The organism is Streptomyces sp. JK94 (assembly GCF_053613315.1).
Window position 1 is genome coordinate 46,909 of record NZ_JBSICH010000039.1, and the last position, 15,722, is coordinate 62,630.

Here is a 15,722-nt window from a genome sequence, read left to right on the forward strand (position 1 = left end):
TCATGACACCTGGGTTGCCAATTGAGGGGCAGCATGACACCTTGGTTGTCATGACTGCCGCTTCCGATCTGCGTTTCCTCGCCTCCGGCGACGGCGACCTCGCCTACCGCGACACCGGTGCCGGGGACCTCGTCGTCCTGCTCCACTCCGGCTTCGCCGACCATCGTGTCTTCGACGCCCAGATCCCGGCCCTGGCGGCCGGCCACCGTGTGATCGCGCCCGACGTCCGCGGCCACGGCTCCTCGGCCAACGCCACCCGGCCGTTCCGCTGGGCCGACGACCTCGCCGTCCTGCTGCGCCACCTCGACGCGGGTCCCGCGGTGCTCGTCGGCGTGTCGATGGGCGGCGCCATCGCCACCGACACGGTGCTGGAGTACCCGGAGCTGGTCCGCGCGCTGGTGGTCTGCGGCGCGGCCACCAGCGAGTTCGAGTACACCGACCCGTGGGTGCGACAGGTGCAGGCCGAGCAGGCCCGCGCACTGGGCGCGGGCGACGTCGAGGGCTGGATCGAGGTGTTCCTGCGCTTCGTCCTGGGTGAGCACCGCGCCCCCGGCGCCGTCGACCCGGCCATCGCGCACCGGCTGCGCGAGATGGCCCTCGGCACCCTCGCCAAGCACACCCCGGACGAGGAGAACCACCACGTGCCCCTGACCGACACCTGGGCCCGCGTCCCGAAGATCGACGTCCCGGTCCTCACCGTCAACGGCTCCCTGGACGCGCCCGACCTGATCGCCGAGGCGGAACGGCTCGCCCGCACGGTCCCGGACGGGCGTTCGGTCACCGTCGAGGGCGTCGCGCACTACCCGAACCTGGAGCGGCCCGAGGCCTTCAACGAGATCCTCGTCGACTTCCTCCGTGGCCTCCGGGCCGGCGCCCGCCCGCGGCGCGCCGGCTCCGACGTGCGGTAGGGGTGCCCGAAGGGGACCGCCGGCCCGGCCGCCGGCCACCCCGCGATCGGGCCGCTTCCGGGATCGAGCCGCTTCCGGATCGGCCCGCTTCCGGATCGGCCCGCCTCCGGGATCGAGCCGCTTCCGGAGACGGCGAACGGCTGACGCCGGATCAGGGGCCCACCCGCGCCCGCCGAGCGAGCCACGACGCGCACGCCGCCTCGACGGACGGGCGCTACGGCACCACCGTCACGGGCCAGCGCCCCGCCTTCACCAGCCGTACCGCGACCGAACCGACGATCCGGTGCCCGGCCTGTTCGGAGGCCCCCACGACGACGGCGTCGGCCTTCAGCTCGTCGGCCGCCTTCACCAGGCCGTTGTAGGGGTCGCCGCGGAAGGTGTGGAACTCCCAGCGCACGTCGAATATCCCCCGGGACCGCTCGGCCACCTCCCGGATGTGCGCCACCAGGTCCTCGGCGATCTCGTCGGTCGTCTCCGCCACCGGCGCTCCGAGCGACGCCCCCGCCGCCAGCACCGGCTGCACGTACACCACGGCGAGCAACGCGCGCTGCCGCCGGGCCAGACCCCCGGCATAGGCCGCGGCCCGGAGCGAGGAGTCGGAGCCGTCCACACCGACGACGATGACCTTCGGCCCGTCCGTGCCCCGTTCGAACTGCTGGGAGTGCTGTTCCGTCACGCGGCGAGGCTATCGGAGGCACTCCCGGCCCTGGTCCGTGCGGGTGGTTCCGTGCCGCCGCACCGGTGTTGCTCAGGTGCGCCGGACCCCGGCCGGGCGACTGATGAGTCATGAAGAAGGATCAGTTGCTCACACGGCGCCGCGCACTGCTCGCCGGCGCCGTGGCCGCGGGAGCGGCCGGCACCGCCGGCGCGCTCGCGGTGGGCACGGGGGACGGGCCGGCCCGGCCGGTCGCCCCCGCCCCGGGCCCCGCCGCCGGCCGCCCGCTGAACGCCTCCGCCTACCGTCTACAGCCCCTGACCGGATACGGGGTGCCCCGTGCCGCACCGCGGCGGCCCCCGGTGCGCAGCGAGCCGATCCTGCGCGTGTCGGGCCGGGGCCGCACCATGCTGCTCACCTTCGACGACGGGCCCGACCCCCGCTACACCCCGGACATCCTGGACACGCTGGCGAAGTACGACGTGCGCGCGACGTTCTTCGTGTGCGGGGAGATGGCGGACCGCAACAGGGGCCTGCTCTCCCGGATGGCCGACGAGGGGCACGTCGTCGGCAACCACACCTGGTCCCACCCGCTGCTGACCCGCCTCACCAGACGCCGGATCCGCTCCGAGATGGAGCGCACGAGCGAGGTCGTCGAGCAGGCCCACGGCGAGCCGCCCCGCTGGTTCCGGGCCCCGTACGGGGCGTGGAACCGCGCCGCCTTCCAGCTCGGCGCCGAACTCGGCATGGAACCGCTCGCCTGGACCGTGGACACCCTCGACTGGACCACCCCCGGCACCCGCACCATCGTCGGCCGGGTGGAGGACGGCGCCGCCCCCGGCGTCGTGGTGCTCTCGCACGACGCCGGGGGCGACCGCTCGCAGACCGTCCGCGCCCTGCGCGCCTATCTGCCCGAACTGCTGGACTCCGGCTACCGCCTCACCGTCCCCCGGCGCCGCTACGCCTGACGCCCGCCCGGCCGGGACCCGCTCAGCGGGTTCCGGTCATGCGGGCGAAGGCGACGACGTTCCCCTCGTATCCGTTCTGCTTCGAGAAACCGCCGCCGCAGGTGATGACCCGCAGTTCGGGGCTGCCCTTGGAGGCGTAGACCCGGTCGCCGGGGAAGTTGTCCTTCTCGAACACCTCGATGCCGTAGATCTCGAAGACCGCCGTCCTGCCGTCCTGACGGCGCACCTCCACCTTGTTGCCCTTCTTGAGGGCCCCGAGTCCGTAGAAGACGGCGGGTCCCTGCTGGTTGTCGACATGGCCGACCACGACCGCGGTGCCCTTCTCGCCGGGGGTGACGGCGCCGGTGAACCAGCCGGCCAGATTCGGGTCCTCGGGCGGTGGAGCGCCGATCCAGCCCTCCGCGTCGAGACCGACCGGCATGATCGGCGCGTCGACCTGGATGGCGGGAATGACGACCTGGTCGGGCACCGAGTGCGGCAGCGGGGCGAGACCCGCGGCGGTGTCGTCCCCGGTCGTGACGCGGCTGTCCGAGGCGGCTGCCGACGCCGGCTGCGGCGGCCCCTGGTCGAATTCCCCCGACCCGTTGCGGATGAGCGCGAGCCCGGTCAGCAGAACCAGCGCTATCACGCCCCAGGGAGCACGTTTCCTCCGCCGCTCCTCCTCTTCGGCCCACTCGGACGCATCCATTCGCCATCCCCTCTCGACCCGGCGTCACCCGGTCGTCCGCGCATACGAGCACGCTAAGCGCCGCACGCCCGAGCGGCGACGGGGCGGCGGCGAACGGGTGGCGCGCACGCCTTCCGTGAGCCATCCGGGATCACCCGCCGGGAAATTTCTGACGGCCCGTGGCCTGCGGTGATATCCGGTCGTGCGGTTTCGGCCCGGCGCGCCCCTCACCAGGACGGACCATTCCCGAAATGCGGCTCTGGGCAGGGCAACTGAGGGTCTTTCTGGGAGGCGCTTTCTCGCCGATCGACCGGGGACGGGTCCCGGGGCGTCTTCCGCGGAGGATCACATGCGCAACACTCGTGCCCTCGCGGCAGCCGGCGCCGCGGTCGCTGTCCTCGGGCTGGCCGCCCCCACGGCCACCGCCGGCGGCGACCACAACCAGCCGAGCAACATCGTCGCCCTGCCCAGCGTCATCGCCCGCGGTGGCCAGATGACCGTCACGGTCGACGGCTGCCCGCAGGGCGGCACGATGACCTCGGACGCGTTCCGGACGACCCACCTGACCCCGGTCAGGGGGGCCAACGAGACGTCCAGGGGCACCGCCACCATCAAGGAGGACGCCCGGCCGGGTTCGTACGACATCACCGTCAACTGCTCGGGCAGGCGACTGACGCGTCCGGCCGCCTTCACCGTCATCGGCGGCGTCCGCGGTGGCATCGGCGGCAGCAGCTCCAGCGGGGCGACGCCGACGGACATCGCGATCGGCGGCGGGCTCGTCGCCGCGGCGGTCGCCGGCGGCGGTCTGTTCTGGATGCGGCGCCGGGCCGAGCGGCGGATCTGACCCCTTCCCGGCCGTCCCGGACGGGCTCCGCCTTCGGGGGACGGGCCCGTCCGGTCGTGTGGGGCCGCACAGCCGGACCGCTGCGGGTCGCACGGCCGGGCCCGCGCGTCGTACGCCCGCGGGGCTGCGCCCCGGACTCGCGAGGGGTCCGGGGGCACAGCCCCGCGGGCGTGGGCCGGGAGACGGGGTCAGACGCCGTCCTCGCCGGAACGGCGCCGCGCGAGGTGGTACGCCGCACCGACCGCGCCCGCGACCAGTGCGAGGCCGAGCCCGATCTCCTTCGCGTCGAACCCGGCGGCGCTGCCGCCCTCCCCGGCGTGCACGCCCTTGGGGTGGCGGGGTTCGCCGGAGGGGTGGTGGGAGTGGCCGCCCGCGATGGTCAGGTTCACGGTCCCGGTCCTCCCGCCACAGGTGAAGGTCACCTGATGGACGGTTCCGCGTCCGGCGTCACGGTCGACCCGGGCGGTCGCAGACGACTCGTGGCGCGGGACGATGACCGTGTCGAACACCGGCGACTCGACCGTGACGCGTCCGTGGCAGCCGCCGGCACCACGGCCCACGCCCAGGGTCACCTCGCCGCCCGGCGCCACGGTGGCGGGGTGGACGGTGAAACCGAACGTCGAACCGCCGCCCACGGCCGCTCCGGCCGGTACACAGGCGGAGAGGGCGGCGGTGCCCAGCAGGGCGACCGAGGCGGCGGGTATCGCGCGCATGGTGAATCCTCCGGGTCCCCGAGGAGCGGCGGCGGACCTGTTCCGCACGTGCCGGAAAGACACCTCGATGGTCGAAACGCTAGGAAACCGGACACGACGGCGCGATCGCAGTCGCGCGAATGGGGCACGCGCGTGAGCCGCTCAGGCGACGGTGACGGAGTGCTGGGCGCCCCCCGGCGGGTTCCCGGTGCGGGGACCGCCGAGGGGCGCCGGTGCGGGGAGGCGCCGGGGGCCGCCGCTCAGTCCCCCGCTCCGGGGAAGAGGTTCAGGAAGGGGTCCGTGGACGCCGCGACGCCGCGGCTGAACGGCGCGTCGAAGTCCCAGATCAGGAAGAGCAGGAACGCGATGAGCGCCGAGAACAGTCCGGCGAGGATCAGCTCGCGTGCCGTACGCCGGATCTGGAGGGCGAAGACCATGCCGACCGTGACGACGCCTCCCGTGATGAGCCCGAACCACACCACACCCGGCATGGTCGCCCCGGTCGACTCCGCCCGGGAGATGCGGGCCTGGTCCGCCGCGGTCACCTGGTCGACGAGCGGCTGGTACGCCTGCGCCTCGAAGTCCGACCTCGGCTCGTAGTCGGTGACGTCCGCGCGGACGCGGTCGAGGAGTTCGGTGCCGCGTTCGGTCACCTCGCCGTGGTCGGCCATGGCCTTCCACTCGGTGGTCACGACGTGTCCGACATAGGCGTTGACATCCTCCCGGATGCGGTCGCGGACGTCGGGCGGGTAGACCCGGACACGCTCCGAGATCTCGTGCAGCGCGATCGCCTCCGTCTGGACGTGGTCCTGGGCGGCGCTGCGTGCCTCCCAGACACCCGCGATGGCCAGGCCCAGCACGATGGCGTACACCACGCCGATCCACATCGTCATGTACTCGATGACGTCCGGGGTCTCGGTGATGTCCTCGTCGTCGGACGCCCTGCGGTGCCGTACGAGGGTGATGATGACGACCACGACGCAGGCGGCCAGCATCGCGAGGGTGAGAACAAGCCATTCCGGCAAGAGGGGCTCCAGGGAATCAGCGCGCACGGAGCGCGGCGACGGCGACCACCGCGGGCACCGTGATGAGCAGGACGAAGATGAGCGGTGACGTGGTCCCGCGCGAGGACCGCTGCTGGGGCCGGGCGGCGCGGTAGTGCGGGTAGTGCACCGGGCTCAGCGACGGCCGGGGCGTGGGCGTCGCCGACGGGCCGGGTGCGGGAGCCGCGGGACGGTCCGGCGTCGGTGAGGGGCTCGGTGTCGGTGTCGGGGTGGGAGCGGGGGTGGGCCGGTCCGGTGCCGGCCGCGGGGGCGGCGGAGGCGGCGCCTCGGGCTTCGGGGCCGGCGGCTTCGGGGGAGGCTCCGGCGCGGGGGGCGGTGGGGGTGTGGGTTTCGGCGGGGGAGGGGGTTTCGGCGGAGGGGGCTCGGGTGTCGGAGTGGGCGTCGGCGAGGGCTTGGGGCACGGCGGGAAGGGGGGCCAGGAGTCGCTCCCGGCGACCGCCACCGCGTCGGTACCACCCGGTCCGGTGGACGCATAAGCGCAGGCGTCCGCCTGCGCCGGGCCGATCGGCGCGCCGACGAGCGTGAACGTCAGCGTCACCAGGGCCAACACCCGGCCGGCCGAAGCGGATCGGGATGGTTCGGGTCCATGCACGACGCAGATCATCGAGCCTGGCGGGCCGGAGCACGCCGGATCACCGGACGATTGGTCCGAAGGAGGGACACCGGCGTGCAGAGGTTTGACCGGCGCACGCCTGCCCGCGTCCGGGTTCGTACCTGCGTACGAACAGCTCGTGGAGGGGGAGGGGAGGAGCCGCCCGTGCGCTCTGCGGTCACGCGGTGCGCCGCGCCGCGCCACTCCGGCCGGCCTGGGCCGGGCCGAAAAGAAATGAGCCCCCCGTTGAACACAACCGGCTCCCCCGTGCGTACCCAGGGTCATGCGGCGGCGCAGTGGCCGTCCCCACACCTTCGTGACGATCGGGGAATGACGATGAAGACCTCCTGGCGGAGCGCCTCACTCCTGGCGAGCGCCGCGGCGCTGCTGGCGCTGACGACGGCGTGCGGCCAGGACGGCGGCAGCGCCACCGGCAGCCAGAACGTGGGCGCCACGGCGGCGCCCGGCGACGTCGGCGACATCGGGACCGGCGCCGGCGACGGACTCGGCACCGGCGCGGGCGGCGCGCAGAAGCCGGCGAGCTCGCCGGAGCCCGCGGGCAAGCTGTCCGTCTCCACGAACGCCGAGGTCGGCGAGCTGGTGACCGACGGCGCGGGACACACCCTCTACCGCTTCGACGCGGACACCGCCGAGCCGCCCAAGACGACCTGCGAGAACGACTGCGCCACCGCCTGGCCCCCCGTGGCCGCCGACGACGCGCTCGCCGGGGAGGGCGTCGACAAGGCGCTGCTCGGCGAGGTCGCCCGGGCCGACGGCACCAAACAGCTGACCATCGGCGGCTGGCCGGCGTACCGCTACGCCAAGGACACCTCGCCCGGGGACGTGAAGGGCCAGGGTGTGGGAGGCAAGTGGTACGCGCTCGCCCCCGACGGCAAGAAGGCCCAGGCGGCCGAGTCGGCCGCGCTGTCCACCCGCGACGACCCGAAGCTCGGCGAGATCGTCGTCGACGAGAACGGCATGACCGTCTACCGCTTCATGAAGGACGAGGCCTGGCCGAAACCGGTGTCGGCATGCACCGGCGCCTGCCTGGAGAAGTGGCCGGTCGTGGCGCCCGTGGAGCCCAACGACACGGAGGGCGTCGTGAAGGAGGACCTGATGACCTTCACCCGGCCCGACGGCGCCGAACAGCAGACGGTCGACTGCTGGCCGATCTACACCTTCGCCGGCGACAAGAAGGCCGGCGACACCAACGGCCAGGGCGTCGGCGGCACGTGGTACGCCGTCTCGCCCGACGGGAAGCCGGTCGGCGCGCCGAAGAAGTAGGAACCACCTGCCCGCCCGCCTGCCTCCGGCGCGCGACCAGCGGGCCGTCCCCTCCGCACCCGGGAGTCCGTACCCGGGAGTCCGTACCGGGCGGAGGGGGCGGCCCCTTTTCGCGCGCTTCGGTGTCCCTTGTCGCGCCTTGGCATGCGGCACGTGCCGCAGGCAGTGACCGGTAACGGATGGTCAATTTCCGTTTGGGCTCGCCCGTTCGGCGGGCGATCAGTAGCCTCTGCTCGAACACCGGATCGCCACTGCCTTGGAGAGCTAGATGGAGCGTCCCGCCTGGGCCCCGCGCAGCATCGACATCTCGGTGCCCAGCGTGTCCCGGATCTACGACTTCTACCTGGGCGGTTCGCACAACTTCGAGGTCGACCGGGAAGCGGCCCGCAGGGCCATGGAGTTCATGCCGGGACTTCCCAAGATCATGCAGGCGAACCGGGCGTTCATGCGCCGCGCCGTGCGCTTCGCGGCCGACGAGGGCATCGACCAGTTCCTGGACATCGGCTCCGGCATCCCCACCTTCGGCAACGTCCACGAGGTGGCCCGGGCGGCCCGGCCCGGCGCGCGCGTGGTCTACGTCGACCACGACCCGGTGGCGGTCGCGCACAGCGAGGCCGTCCTGGTGGGCCACGACGACGCGGCCGTGGTGGCCGGCGACCTCCTCAAGCCGCAGGAGATCCTGGCCGACCCCCGGGTGGAGCGGCTGATCGACCTGAATCGGCCGGTGGCCCTGCTGCTCGTTGCCATACTGCACTTCGTGGAAGACGCGGACGACCCGTACGCGGCGGTGGCCGGGCTGAGCGAGGCGCTCGCGCCCGGTAGCCTGCTCGTCCTCACGCACGCCTCGTACGAGGGAATCCCGCTGCCCGCCGAGCGGGCCGCGGGCGCGGTGGACGTGTACAAGGACATCCGCAATCCGCTGATCATGCGCTCGCGCGAGGAGATCGCGCGGTTCTTCGAGGGGTACGACATGGTGGAACCCGGACTGGTTCCGATGCCGCGCTGGCGGCCCGAGGAGGCGCCGGAGGACGAGGATCCGTACGCGTACTCCGGATTCGCCGGCGTGGGGCGTACGGCGTGAGCGCGGAGCCGGACGGGCCGGAGGACAGACTGCGCCGGTTCGCGACCATCTGGAGCCGGGCCGTCTTCCCGGTGACCTCGACGTCGTCGACCCGCCCCGAGTTCGAGGAGGAACTGCTGCCGCTGGCCCGTCGGCTGAGCGGGGTGCTGGGGGCCCGGGGTTTCGAGGCGGCGGAGGCCAGGGAGGTCGGCGCGGCGCTGGTCGACGCGCACTGCACCGACCCCGAGGCACTCGCCCGGACGCTGGACTGCGTCGACGCCTACCTCGTGCTCTACTGCGGCGAGGGCGGCGACCCCGAGCACCTGCGCGCCCGTTCGGCGCGGCTCCAGCACGCCATGGCGGCCGGGTTCGCCGGGGCGCTGCGCGCCCGGACCCTGGCCGAGCAGGAGGCCATCGCGCAGGCCGCCCTGAAGGCGCAAGGGGTGGTGGCCGAGGCCCTGCACGCCAGCGAGGCCCGCTTCCGCGCGGTCTTCGAAGGTGCCGCCATAGGCATCGGCATCGCCGACCTGGACGGCAACATCCTCCAGGTCAACGGGGCGTTGATGCGCATGTTCGGCATCACCGACACCAGGCTGCGCGGCCGTAAGGTCAGGGAGTGGTCGCACCCCGACGACGCCCCGCAGACGTGGCGGCTCTACGACGAGCTGGTCCGCGGCGAGCGTGAGCACTACCACGTGGAGAAGGCGTTCTACCGGCCCGACGGCACCGTCCTGTGGACCAACCTCACGGTCTCCCTGCTGCGCGACGCCGACGGCACCCCGCAGTACCAGCTGGCGCTGATGGAGGACACCACCGAGCGACGGCTGCTCAATCTGCGGCTGCGCTACGAGGCCACCCACGACGCGCTCACCGGCCTGCCCAACCGGAGCTTCTTCTTCGAACGCCTGGAGAAGGCCCTGAACGCGGGGCCGGGCCAGCGCTTCGGCCTGTGCTACCTCGACCTCGACGGTTTCAAGACCGTCAACGACAGCCTCGGCCACGCGGCCGGCGACCGGCTCCTGGTGGAGGTCGCCGACCGCCTCCAGTCGTGCGCCACCGCGCCCGGCGAGATGGTCGCCCGGCTCGGCGGCGACGAGTTCGTCGCGCTGACCACCGGCCCCGACTCTCCGCGCGAGGTCGACGAACTGGCCGGCCGGATCATGAACGCGCTGCTCGCCCCGGTCAGCGTCGACGGCCGCGACCTGACCGTGCGCGGCAGCATCGGCATCGTCGAGGGTCCGGCGGGGGAGCGCAGTCCGGCGGAGGTGCTGCGCAGCGCCGACATCACCATGTACCGGGCCAAGTCGGCGGGCGGCAACCGCTTCGAGCTGGCCGACCCGGAGGCCGACGCCCGCGTCATCACCCGGCACGGGCTGACGACCGCGCTGCCGGCGGCCCTGGAGCGGGGCGAGTTCTTCATCGAGTACCAGCCGCTGGTGCACCTCGGTGACGGCAGCGTACGCGGCGCCGAGGCGCTGGTGCGCTGGCTGCACCCGCAGCACGGGATCCTCGGCCCCGACCGCTTCATCCCGCTCGCCGAGCACACGGGACTGATCGTGCCACTGGGCCGCTGGGTGCTGGAGCAGTCCGTGCGCCAGGCCCGCGCCTGGCGGGAGCGGTACGGCGAGAGCACCGCCGCCGGCCCGCTGCGCATCAACGTCAACCTCTCACCCTGCCAGCTCACCCATCCCGGCCTGGTCCAGGACACCGTGGAGATCCTGGAGCGGGCGGGGGTCGCGCCCGACGCGCTCTGCCTGGAGGTGACGGAGTCGGCGCTGATCGGCGCGGACGACGACCTGCTCAAGCCGCTGCGCCGGCTGGCCGAGATGGGCGTCGACATCGCCCTGGACGACTTCGGCACCGGCTACTCCAACCTCGCCAACCTGCGCCGGCTCCCGGTGAGCGTCCTCAAGCTGGACCGTTCCTTCACCCAGAGCATGCAGCGGTTCCCGGCCGACCCCGTCGACCTGAAGATCGTCGAGGGCATCGTCGCCCTGGCCCACAGCCTGGACCTCGCGGTCACCGTGGAAGGCGTGGAGACCGGCGCGCAGGCCGAGCAACTGCGCCTACTCGGCTGCGACACGGCCCAGGGCTGGTACTACGCCCGCCCGGGCCCCCCGGAGCGCCTGCACGACCTGGCCCTGGTGGACGCCACGGGCTGACCGGGCCCTCGCCCCCCGCCGGGCCCGCGCCCGTTCTCGGCCGGCCCCCATCATTGCGGGCGGTTCCCGCCACTGCGGGCGGTCCCCATCATTGCGGGCGGTTCCCGCCACTGCGGGCGGTCCCCGCCACTGCCGTCGCCGTGCGGACGCAGGCCGCGGCCGTCGTCCGAGCGGGAGTACCGGGGCCGCGACCGCCGTCGCCGTGCGCGGCCCTCGTCGAGCGGCAGCGCCGGGGCCGGGCGAGGCGAGCACGCGGTGGCGCGTCGGAGACCGAACGGCGGGCGACGCCCGGGCCTCGGCGGAGGGGAGGTTCAGGTTTCACGGTTCGGTGTTGTGCCCGGCACGCCGAAGACGGCGCCCACGGTGGCTCCGCCGCTGGTGGAGCGGCTCCCCGGGCCAGCCGCGCTCGGCCGGCCCGGGGAGCCGTCACCGTTCCAGCAGCATCCGCTGCAACTCCCGCGCCGCCCTCGGCGGAGCCACGTCGCTGCGGTGGGCCAGGGCGATGGTCCGGTGCAGACCGGGCCGGGCCAGCGGGGTGACCCGCAGCCCGCGCCCGGACCGCGTCGCCACCATCCGCGGTACCACCGCCATCCCCAGCCCCGCCCGCACGAACCCCAGCACCGCGTCCATCTCCCCGCCCTCCACCGCGAAGTCCGGCTCGAAGCCCTCGGCGCGGCACGCCGCGACGGTCAGCTCCCGCAGGTCGTACCCGTGCCGGAACATCACCAGGCGCTCACCCTCAAGGTCGGCGATGCGGACGGCGCGGCGCCCGCCGCCCGGCCCCGGCGACTCCGGCGACGACACCACGACCAGGTCCTCCCGCAGCAGCTCCACCGTGGTCAGCGCCGGTGACGCGGTGGGCAGCGGGAGCACCACCAGGGCCAGGTCGAGCGCACCGCGCGCCAGCTCCCGCACCAGGTCGTGCGAGCCACCCTCCTCGATCATGAGCCGGATGCCGGGATACCGGTCGTGGAACGCGCGCAGCACGTCCGGCAGCAGCCCGGTGCACAGGCTCGGCGTGGCACCCAGCCGCACCCGGCCGCGCCGCAGCTGCACCAGCTCCAGCACCTCGTGCCGGGCGGTGTCCGCGTCGGCCAGGATGCGCCGGGCCAGCGGCAGCAGGGCCTCCCCGGCGTCGGTCAGCGTGATGTTGCCCCGTGCCCGCTGGAACAGGTCGGCGCCCAGCTCCCGCTCCAGCGCCCTGATCTGCTGGGACAGCGACGGCTGGGCCACGTGGACGGTCTCGGCGGCCCGGGTGAAGTGCCGGGCCTCGGCGACCGCCACGAAGTACTGGAGCTGCTGCAACTGCATACCGCGAGGATACGTCGCCGATAGGCGCAGCCTATGGAAACGAGGCGCACCATGTCTTGGACCGATGGGCCTCCGAGCCCGTAGCGTCCTGTGACATGGCTCTGGCAACGCGGACGGGCCGACGGCCGTCCATGGCGCGCACCGTGTGGGACTCGACCGTCGGCAAGAAGACGGTGATGGCGGTCAGCGGTCTCGTCATGCTGCTCTACCTGGTCGCCCACATGATCGGGAACCTGAAGATCTTCTTCGGGACCGAGGAGTTCAACCACTACGCCCACTGGCTGCGCACGGTCGGCGAGCCGTTCCTGCACTACGAGTGGACGCTCTGGCTGATCCGGGTCGTGCTGGTCGTCGCGGTCGTGGCCCACGCCGTCTCCGCGTACCAGCTCAGCCGCCGCGACATCAGGGCGCGGCCCAGCAAGTACGTGCACCGGAAGCCGCGCTCCGGCTACGCCACGCGCACCATGCGCTGGGGCGGGGTCATCCTCGGCCTCTTCATCGTCTGGCACATCCTGGACCTGACCACCGGCACCGTGCACACCGGCGGCTTCGAGACGGGCAAGCCCTACCAGAACGTCGTGGACACCTTCTCCACCTGGTACGGCAACGTCGTCTACATCGTCGCGGTGCTCGCCGTCGGCCTGCACATCCGGCACGGCTTCTGGAGCGCCGCCCAGACCCTCGGCGCCGGCAGCCGCACCCGCGACCGTGCGCTCAAGACCGTCGCCAACGTCCTCGCGCTGCTGCTCACGGTGGGCTTCGTCGCCGTACCCGTGGGCGTCATGACCGGAGTGGTGAGCTGACCATGCATTCCTACGCCGACTACACGACCGGTGAGCCGATCGCCGACACCAAGGCCCCGCCCGGGCCCGTCAACGAGCGCTGGGACACGCGCCGCTTCGAGGCGAAGCTGGTCAACCCCGCCAACCGCCGCAAGCAGACGGTCATCGTCGTCGGCACCGGACTCGCGGGCGGCTCCGCCGGTGCCACGCTCGCCGAGCAGGGCTACCGCGTCGTCCAGTTCTGCTACCAGGACTCCCCGCGCCGGGCCCATTCCATCGCCGCGCAGGGCGGCATCAACGCCGCGAAGAACTACCGCAACGACGGCGACTCCGTCCACCGGCTCTTCTACGACACCGTCAAGGGCGGCGACTTCCGCTCCCGCGAGTCCAACGTGCACCGGCTCGCCCAGATCTCGGTCGAGATCATCGACCAGTGCGTGGCCCAGGGCGTGCCCTTCGCCCGCGAGTACGGCGGCCTGCTGGACACCCGCTCCTTCGGCGGCGTCCAGGTCTCCCGTACGTTCTACGCCCGCGGCCAGACGGGCCAGCAGCTGCTGCTCGGCGCCTACCAGGCCCTCAGCAGGCAGATCGCGGCCGGCACCGTCGAGATGCACCCCCGCACCGAGATGCTCGACCTGATCGTCGTGGACGGGCGGGCGCGCGGCATCGTCGCCCGGGACCTGGTCACGGGGAAGATCGACACGTACTTCGCGGACGCCGTGGTCCTGGCGAGCGGCGGCTACGGCAACGTCTTCTACCTGTCGACCAACGCCATGAACTCCAACGCGACCGCCGTGTGGCGGGCGCACCGGCGCGGCGCGTACTTCGCCAACCCCTGCTTCACGCAGATCCACCCGACCTGCATCCCCCGCACCGGCGACCACCAGTCCAAGCTGACGCTGATGAGCGAGTCGCTGCGCAACGACGGCCGGATCTGGGTGCCCAGGGCCAAGGGCGACGACCGGCCGCCGAACGAGATCCCCGAGGACGAGCGCGACTACTACCTGGAGCGCATCTACCCGTCCTTCGGCAACCTCGTCCCCCGCGACATCGCCTCCCGCGCCGCGAAGAACGTCTGCGACGAGGGCCGGGGCGTCGGACCCGGCGGCCAGGGTGTCTACCTGGACTTCGCCGACGCCATCCGGCGCATGGGCCGCAAGGCGGTCGAGGCCAGGTACGGCAACCTCTTCGACATGTACCAGCGGATCACCGACGAGGACCCCTACCGGGTGCCGATGCGGATCTACCCCGCCGTGCACTACACGATGGGCGGACTGTGGGTCGACTACGACCTCCAGACCACCGTCCCCGGCCTGTTCGCCATCGGCGAGGCCAACTTCTCCGACCACGGCGCCAACCGGCTCGGCGCCTCCGCGCTGATGCAGGGCCTGGCCGACGGCTACTTCGTCCTGCCGGCCACCATCAACGACTACCTCGCCCGCAACCCGCACAAGGACGAGGTGGACGACGGCCACCCGGTGGTGCAGGAGGCGCTGGCCGAGACCGAGGACCGGCTCCACCTGCTCCTGTCCGTCGACGGCGACCGCACCCCGGACTCCTTCCACCGCGAACTGGGCGAGCTGATGTGGGAGTTCTGCGGCATGGCCCGCACCGACTCCGGCCTGCGCAAGGCCCTGGAACGCATCCCGCAGATCCGGGACGAGTTCTGGCGGCGCATCAAGGTGCCTGGCACCGGCGAGGAGTTCAACCAGTCGCTGGAGAAGGCCAACCGCATCGTCGACTACCTGGAGCTCGCCGAGCTGATGTGCCTCGACGCGCTGCACCGGGCCGAGTCCTGCGGCGGCCACTTCCGCGAGGAGTCCCAGACCCCGGACGGCGAGGCGGCCCGCAAGGACGACGCGTTCGGTTACGCCGCCGCCTGGGAGTTCACCGGCACCGGCGAGGCCCCCACCCTTCACAAGGAAGACCTGGTCTTCGAGTACGTCCACCCCACCCAGCGGAGCTACGCATGAAGCTCACCCTGCGCGTCTGGCGGCAGAAGAACGCCGAAGCCGACGGCGCCATGTCCACGTACGAGGTGGACGGCATCTCCCGCGACATGTCCTTCCTGGAGATGCTCGACACCCTCAACGAGGAACTCATCCTCAAGGGCGAGGACCCGGTCGCCTTCGACCACGACTGCCGCGAGGGCATCTGCGGCGCCTGTTCGCTGGTCATCAACGGCGACGCCCACGGGCCCGAGCGCACCACCACCTGCCAGCTGCACATGCGGTCCTTCCAGGACGGCGACACGATCGACGTCGAACCGTGGCGGGCCGCCGCCTTCCCGGTCGTGAAGGACCTGGTCGTCGACCGCTCGGCCTTCGACCGCATCATCCAGGCCGGCGGTTACATCACCGCGCCGACCGGTGCCGCGCCGGAGGCCCACGCCGCTCCGGTGCCCAAGCCGGACGCCGACTTCGCCTTCGAGCACGCGGAGTGCATCGGCTGCGGGGCGTGCGTCGCGGCCTGCCCGAACGGGGCGGCGATGCTCTTCACCTCCGCGAAGGTGAACCACCTGGGCGTCCTGCCGCAGGGGGCGCCCGAGCGGGAGACGCGGGTGCTGGACATGGTGGCGCAGATGGACGACGAGGGGTTCGGCGGCTGCACCCTCGCCGGCGAGTGCGCGACGGCCTGCCCGAAGGGCATCCCGCTCGTCTCCATCACCGGCATGAACAAGGAGTGGCTGCGGGCCACGCGAAAGGTGGCGAAGCGGTAGCCGCAGCAGAGACG

15 protein-coding genes are annotated in these 15,722 nt (G+C 72.8%); 9 read left to right on the plus strand and 6 right to left on the minus strand.

The window, feature by feature from the left end; all coding sequences use genetic code 11:
• Positions 1-50: 50 nt before the first annotated feature.
• Positions 51-908 (plus strand): alpha/beta fold hydrolase, encoded by an 858-nt coding sequence (locus ACVV2G_RS28575; protein WP_453845659.1) that lies wholly within the window; start codon positions 51-53, stop codon positions 906-908.
• A 214-nt stretch (positions 909-1,122) separates the two neighbouring features.
• Here the strand turns inward: ACVV2G_RS28575 and ACVV2G_RS28580 are convergent, their stop codons facing one another.
• A complete protein-coding gene (locus tag ACVV2G_RS28580) occupies positions 1,123-1,584 on the minus strand; it encodes a universal stress protein (protein WP_453845660.1) in 462 nt (153 codons plus the stop codon).
• Positions 1,585-1,694: 110 nt separating this feature from the next.
• On the opposite strand from ACVV2G_RS28580, the gene ACVV2G_RS28585 reads away from it, so the two are divergent.
• The gene (locus ACVV2G_RS28585; protein WP_453845661.1) at positions 1,695-2,531 is read left to right on the plus strand and encodes a polysaccharide deacetylase family protein; all 837 of its coding nucleotides are present in this window, start codon (positions 1,695-1,697) and stop codon (positions 2,529-2,531) included.
• Positions 2,532-2,553: 22 nt separating this feature from the next.
• Here ACVV2G_RS28585 and ACVV2G_RS28590 read toward each other — a convergent pair whose 3' ends face one another.
• Complete coding sequence (locus ACVV2G_RS28590) at positions 2,554-3,219, minus strand: class F sortase (RefSeq protein WP_453845662.1); 666 nt, start codon at positions 3,217-3,219, stop codon at positions 2,554-2,556.
• Between the two features lie 328 nt (positions 3,220-3,547).
• Between ACVV2G_RS28590 and ACVV2G_RS28595 the strand changes: the two genes are divergently transcribed.
• A complete protein-coding gene (locus tag ACVV2G_RS28595; protein ID WP_453845663.1) occupies positions 3,548-4,042 on the plus strand; it encodes a hypothetical protein in 495 nt (164 codons plus the stop codon).
• Positions 4,043-4,230: 188 nt separating this feature from the next.
• On the opposite strand, the gene ACVV2G_RS28600 is transcribed toward ACVV2G_RS28595, so the two are convergent.
• The 3 genes from ACVV2G_RS28600 to ACVV2G_RS28610 all read right to left on the minus strand — a co-directional run bounded on the left by ACVV2G_RS28600 (position 4,231) and on the right by ACVV2G_RS28610 (position 5,907).
• Positions 4,231-4,755, minus strand: coding sequence for a hypothetical protein (locus ACVV2G_RS28600; protein ID WP_453845664.1), 525 nt, complete (start codon positions 4,753-4,755; stop codon positions 4,231-4,233).
• 239 nt (positions 4,756-4,994) lie between these two features.
• Positions 4,995-5,759 carry a bestrophin-like domain gene (locus ACVV2G_RS28605; protein ID WP_453845665.1) on the minus strand — a complete coding sequence of 255 codons (765 nt, stop codon included), beginning with the start codon at positions 5,757-5,759 and terminating at the stop codon, positions 4,995-4,997.
• A 16-nt stretch (positions 5,760-5,775) separates the two neighbouring features.
• Positions 5,776-5,907, minus strand: coding sequence for a hypothetical protein (locus ACVV2G_RS28610; RefSeq protein ID WP_453845666.1), 132 nt, complete (start codon positions 5,905-5,907; stop codon positions 5,776-5,778).
• A gap of 819 nt (positions 5,908-6,726) precedes the next feature.
• Between ACVV2G_RS28610 and ACVV2G_RS28615 the strand changes: the two genes are divergently transcribed.
• From ACVV2G_RS28615 to rmdA, 3 genes are all read left to right on the plus strand, one after another.
• Positions 6,727-7,674 (plus strand): SCO0930 family lipoprotein, encoded by a 948-nt coding sequence (locus ACVV2G_RS28615; protein WP_453845709.1) that lies wholly within the window; start codon positions 6,727-6,729, stop codon positions 7,672-7,674.
• 268 nt (positions 7,675-7,942) lie between these two features.
• The gene (locus ACVV2G_RS28620) at positions 7,943-8,755 is read left to right on the plus strand and encodes an SAM-dependent methyltransferase (RefSeq protein WP_453845667.1); all 813 of its coding nucleotides are present in this window, start codon (positions 7,943-7,945) and stop codon (positions 8,753-8,755) included.
• Positions 8,752-10,896 (plus strand): cyclic Di-GMP phosphodiesterase RmdA, encoded by a 2,145-nt coding sequence (gene rmdA, locus ACVV2G_RS28625; protein ID WP_453845668.1) that lies wholly within the window; start codon positions 8,752-8,754, stop codon positions 10,894-10,896. Before ACVV2G_RS28620 ends, rmdA begins: the two co-directional genes overlap by 4 nt.
• A gap of 426 nt (positions 10,897-11,322) precedes the next feature.
• On the opposite strand, the gene ACVV2G_RS28630 is transcribed toward rmdA, so the two are convergent.
• Complete coding sequence (locus ACVV2G_RS28630; protein ID WP_453845669.1) at positions 11,323-12,207, minus strand: LysR family transcriptional regulator; 885 nt, start codon at positions 12,205-12,207, stop codon at positions 11,323-11,325.
• Between the two features lie 131 nt (positions 12,208-12,338).
• Here ACVV2G_RS28630 and ACVV2G_RS28635 point away from each other — a divergent pair, with 131 nt between their 5' ends.
• From ACVV2G_RS28635 to ACVV2G_RS28645, 3 genes are read left to right on the plus strand one after another with little or no spacing between them, the layout of a single operon-like run.
• Positions 12,339-13,010: a succinate dehydrogenase gene (locus ACVV2G_RS28635; protein WP_453845710.1), complete on the plus strand. Its 672-nt coding sequence runs from the start codon at positions 12,339-12,341 to the stop codon at positions 13,008-13,010.
• A 2-nt stretch (positions 13,011-13,012) separates the two neighbouring features.
• Positions 13,013-14,962: a fumarate reductase/succinate dehydrogenase flavoprotein subunit gene (locus tag ACVV2G_RS28640; protein ID WP_453845670.1), complete on the plus strand. Its 1,950-nt coding sequence runs from the start codon at positions 13,013-13,015 to the stop codon at positions 14,960-14,962.
• Positions 14,959-15,708, plus strand: a complete 750-nt coding sequence (locus ACVV2G_RS28645; RefSeq protein WP_453845671.1) for a succinate dehydrogenase/fumarate reductase iron-sulfur subunit — start codon at positions 14,959-14,961, stop codon at positions 15,706-15,708. The genes ACVV2G_RS28640 and ACVV2G_RS28645 overlap by 4 nt, the downstream gene beginning before the upstream one ends.
• Positions 15,709-15,722 lie beyond the last annotated feature (14 nt).

Excerpts from the sequence above, each read along its gene's own strand:
- ACVV2G_RS28635 (WP_453845710.1), top strand. The coding sequence starts at position 12,339 with ATGGCGCGCACCGTGTGGGACTCGACCGTCGGCAAGAAGACGGTGATG.
- ACVV2G_RS28600 (WP_453845664.1), bottom strand. The coding sequence starts at position 4,755 with ATGCGCGCGATACCCGCCGCCTCGGTCGCCCTGCTGGGCACCGCCGCC.
- ACVV2G_RS28640 (WP_453845670.1), top strand. The coding sequence starts at position 13,013 with ATGCATTCCTACGCCGACTACACGACCGGTGAGCCGATCGCCGACACC.
- ACVV2G_RS28630 (WP_453845669.1), bottom strand. The coding sequence starts at position 12,207 with ATGCAGTTGCAGCAGCTCCAGTACTTCGTGGCGGTCGCCGAGGCCCGG.
- ACVV2G_RS28645 (WP_453845671.1), top strand. The coding sequence starts at position 14,959 with ATGAAGCTCACCCTGCGCGTCTGGCGGCAGAAGAACGCCGAAGCCGAC.
- ACVV2G_RS28590 (WP_453845662.1), bottom strand. The coding sequence starts at position 3,219 with ATGGATGCGTCCGAGTGGGCCGAAGAGGAGGAGCGGCGGAGGAAACGT.
- ACVV2G_RS28620 (WP_453845667.1), top strand. The coding sequence starts at position 7,943 with ATGGAGCGTCCCGCCTGGGCCCCGCGCAGCATCGACATCTCGGTGCCC.
- ACVV2G_RS28575 (WP_453845659.1), top strand. The coding sequence starts at position 51 with ATGACTGCCGCTTCCGATCTGCGTTTCCTCGCCTCCGGCGACGGCGAC.
- ACVV2G_RS28615 (WP_453845709.1), top strand. The coding sequence starts at position 6,727 with ATGAAGACCTCCTGGCGGAGCGCCTCACTCCTGGCGAGCGCCGCGGCG.
- ACVV2G_RS28585 (WP_453845661.1), top strand. The coding sequence starts at position 1,695 with ATGAAGAAGGATCAGTTGCTCACACGGCGCCGCGCACTGCTCGCCGGC.
- ACVV2G_RS28595 (WP_453845663.1), top strand. The coding sequence starts at position 3,548 with ATGCGCAACACTCGTGCCCTCGCGGCAGCCGGCGCCGCGGTCGCTGTC.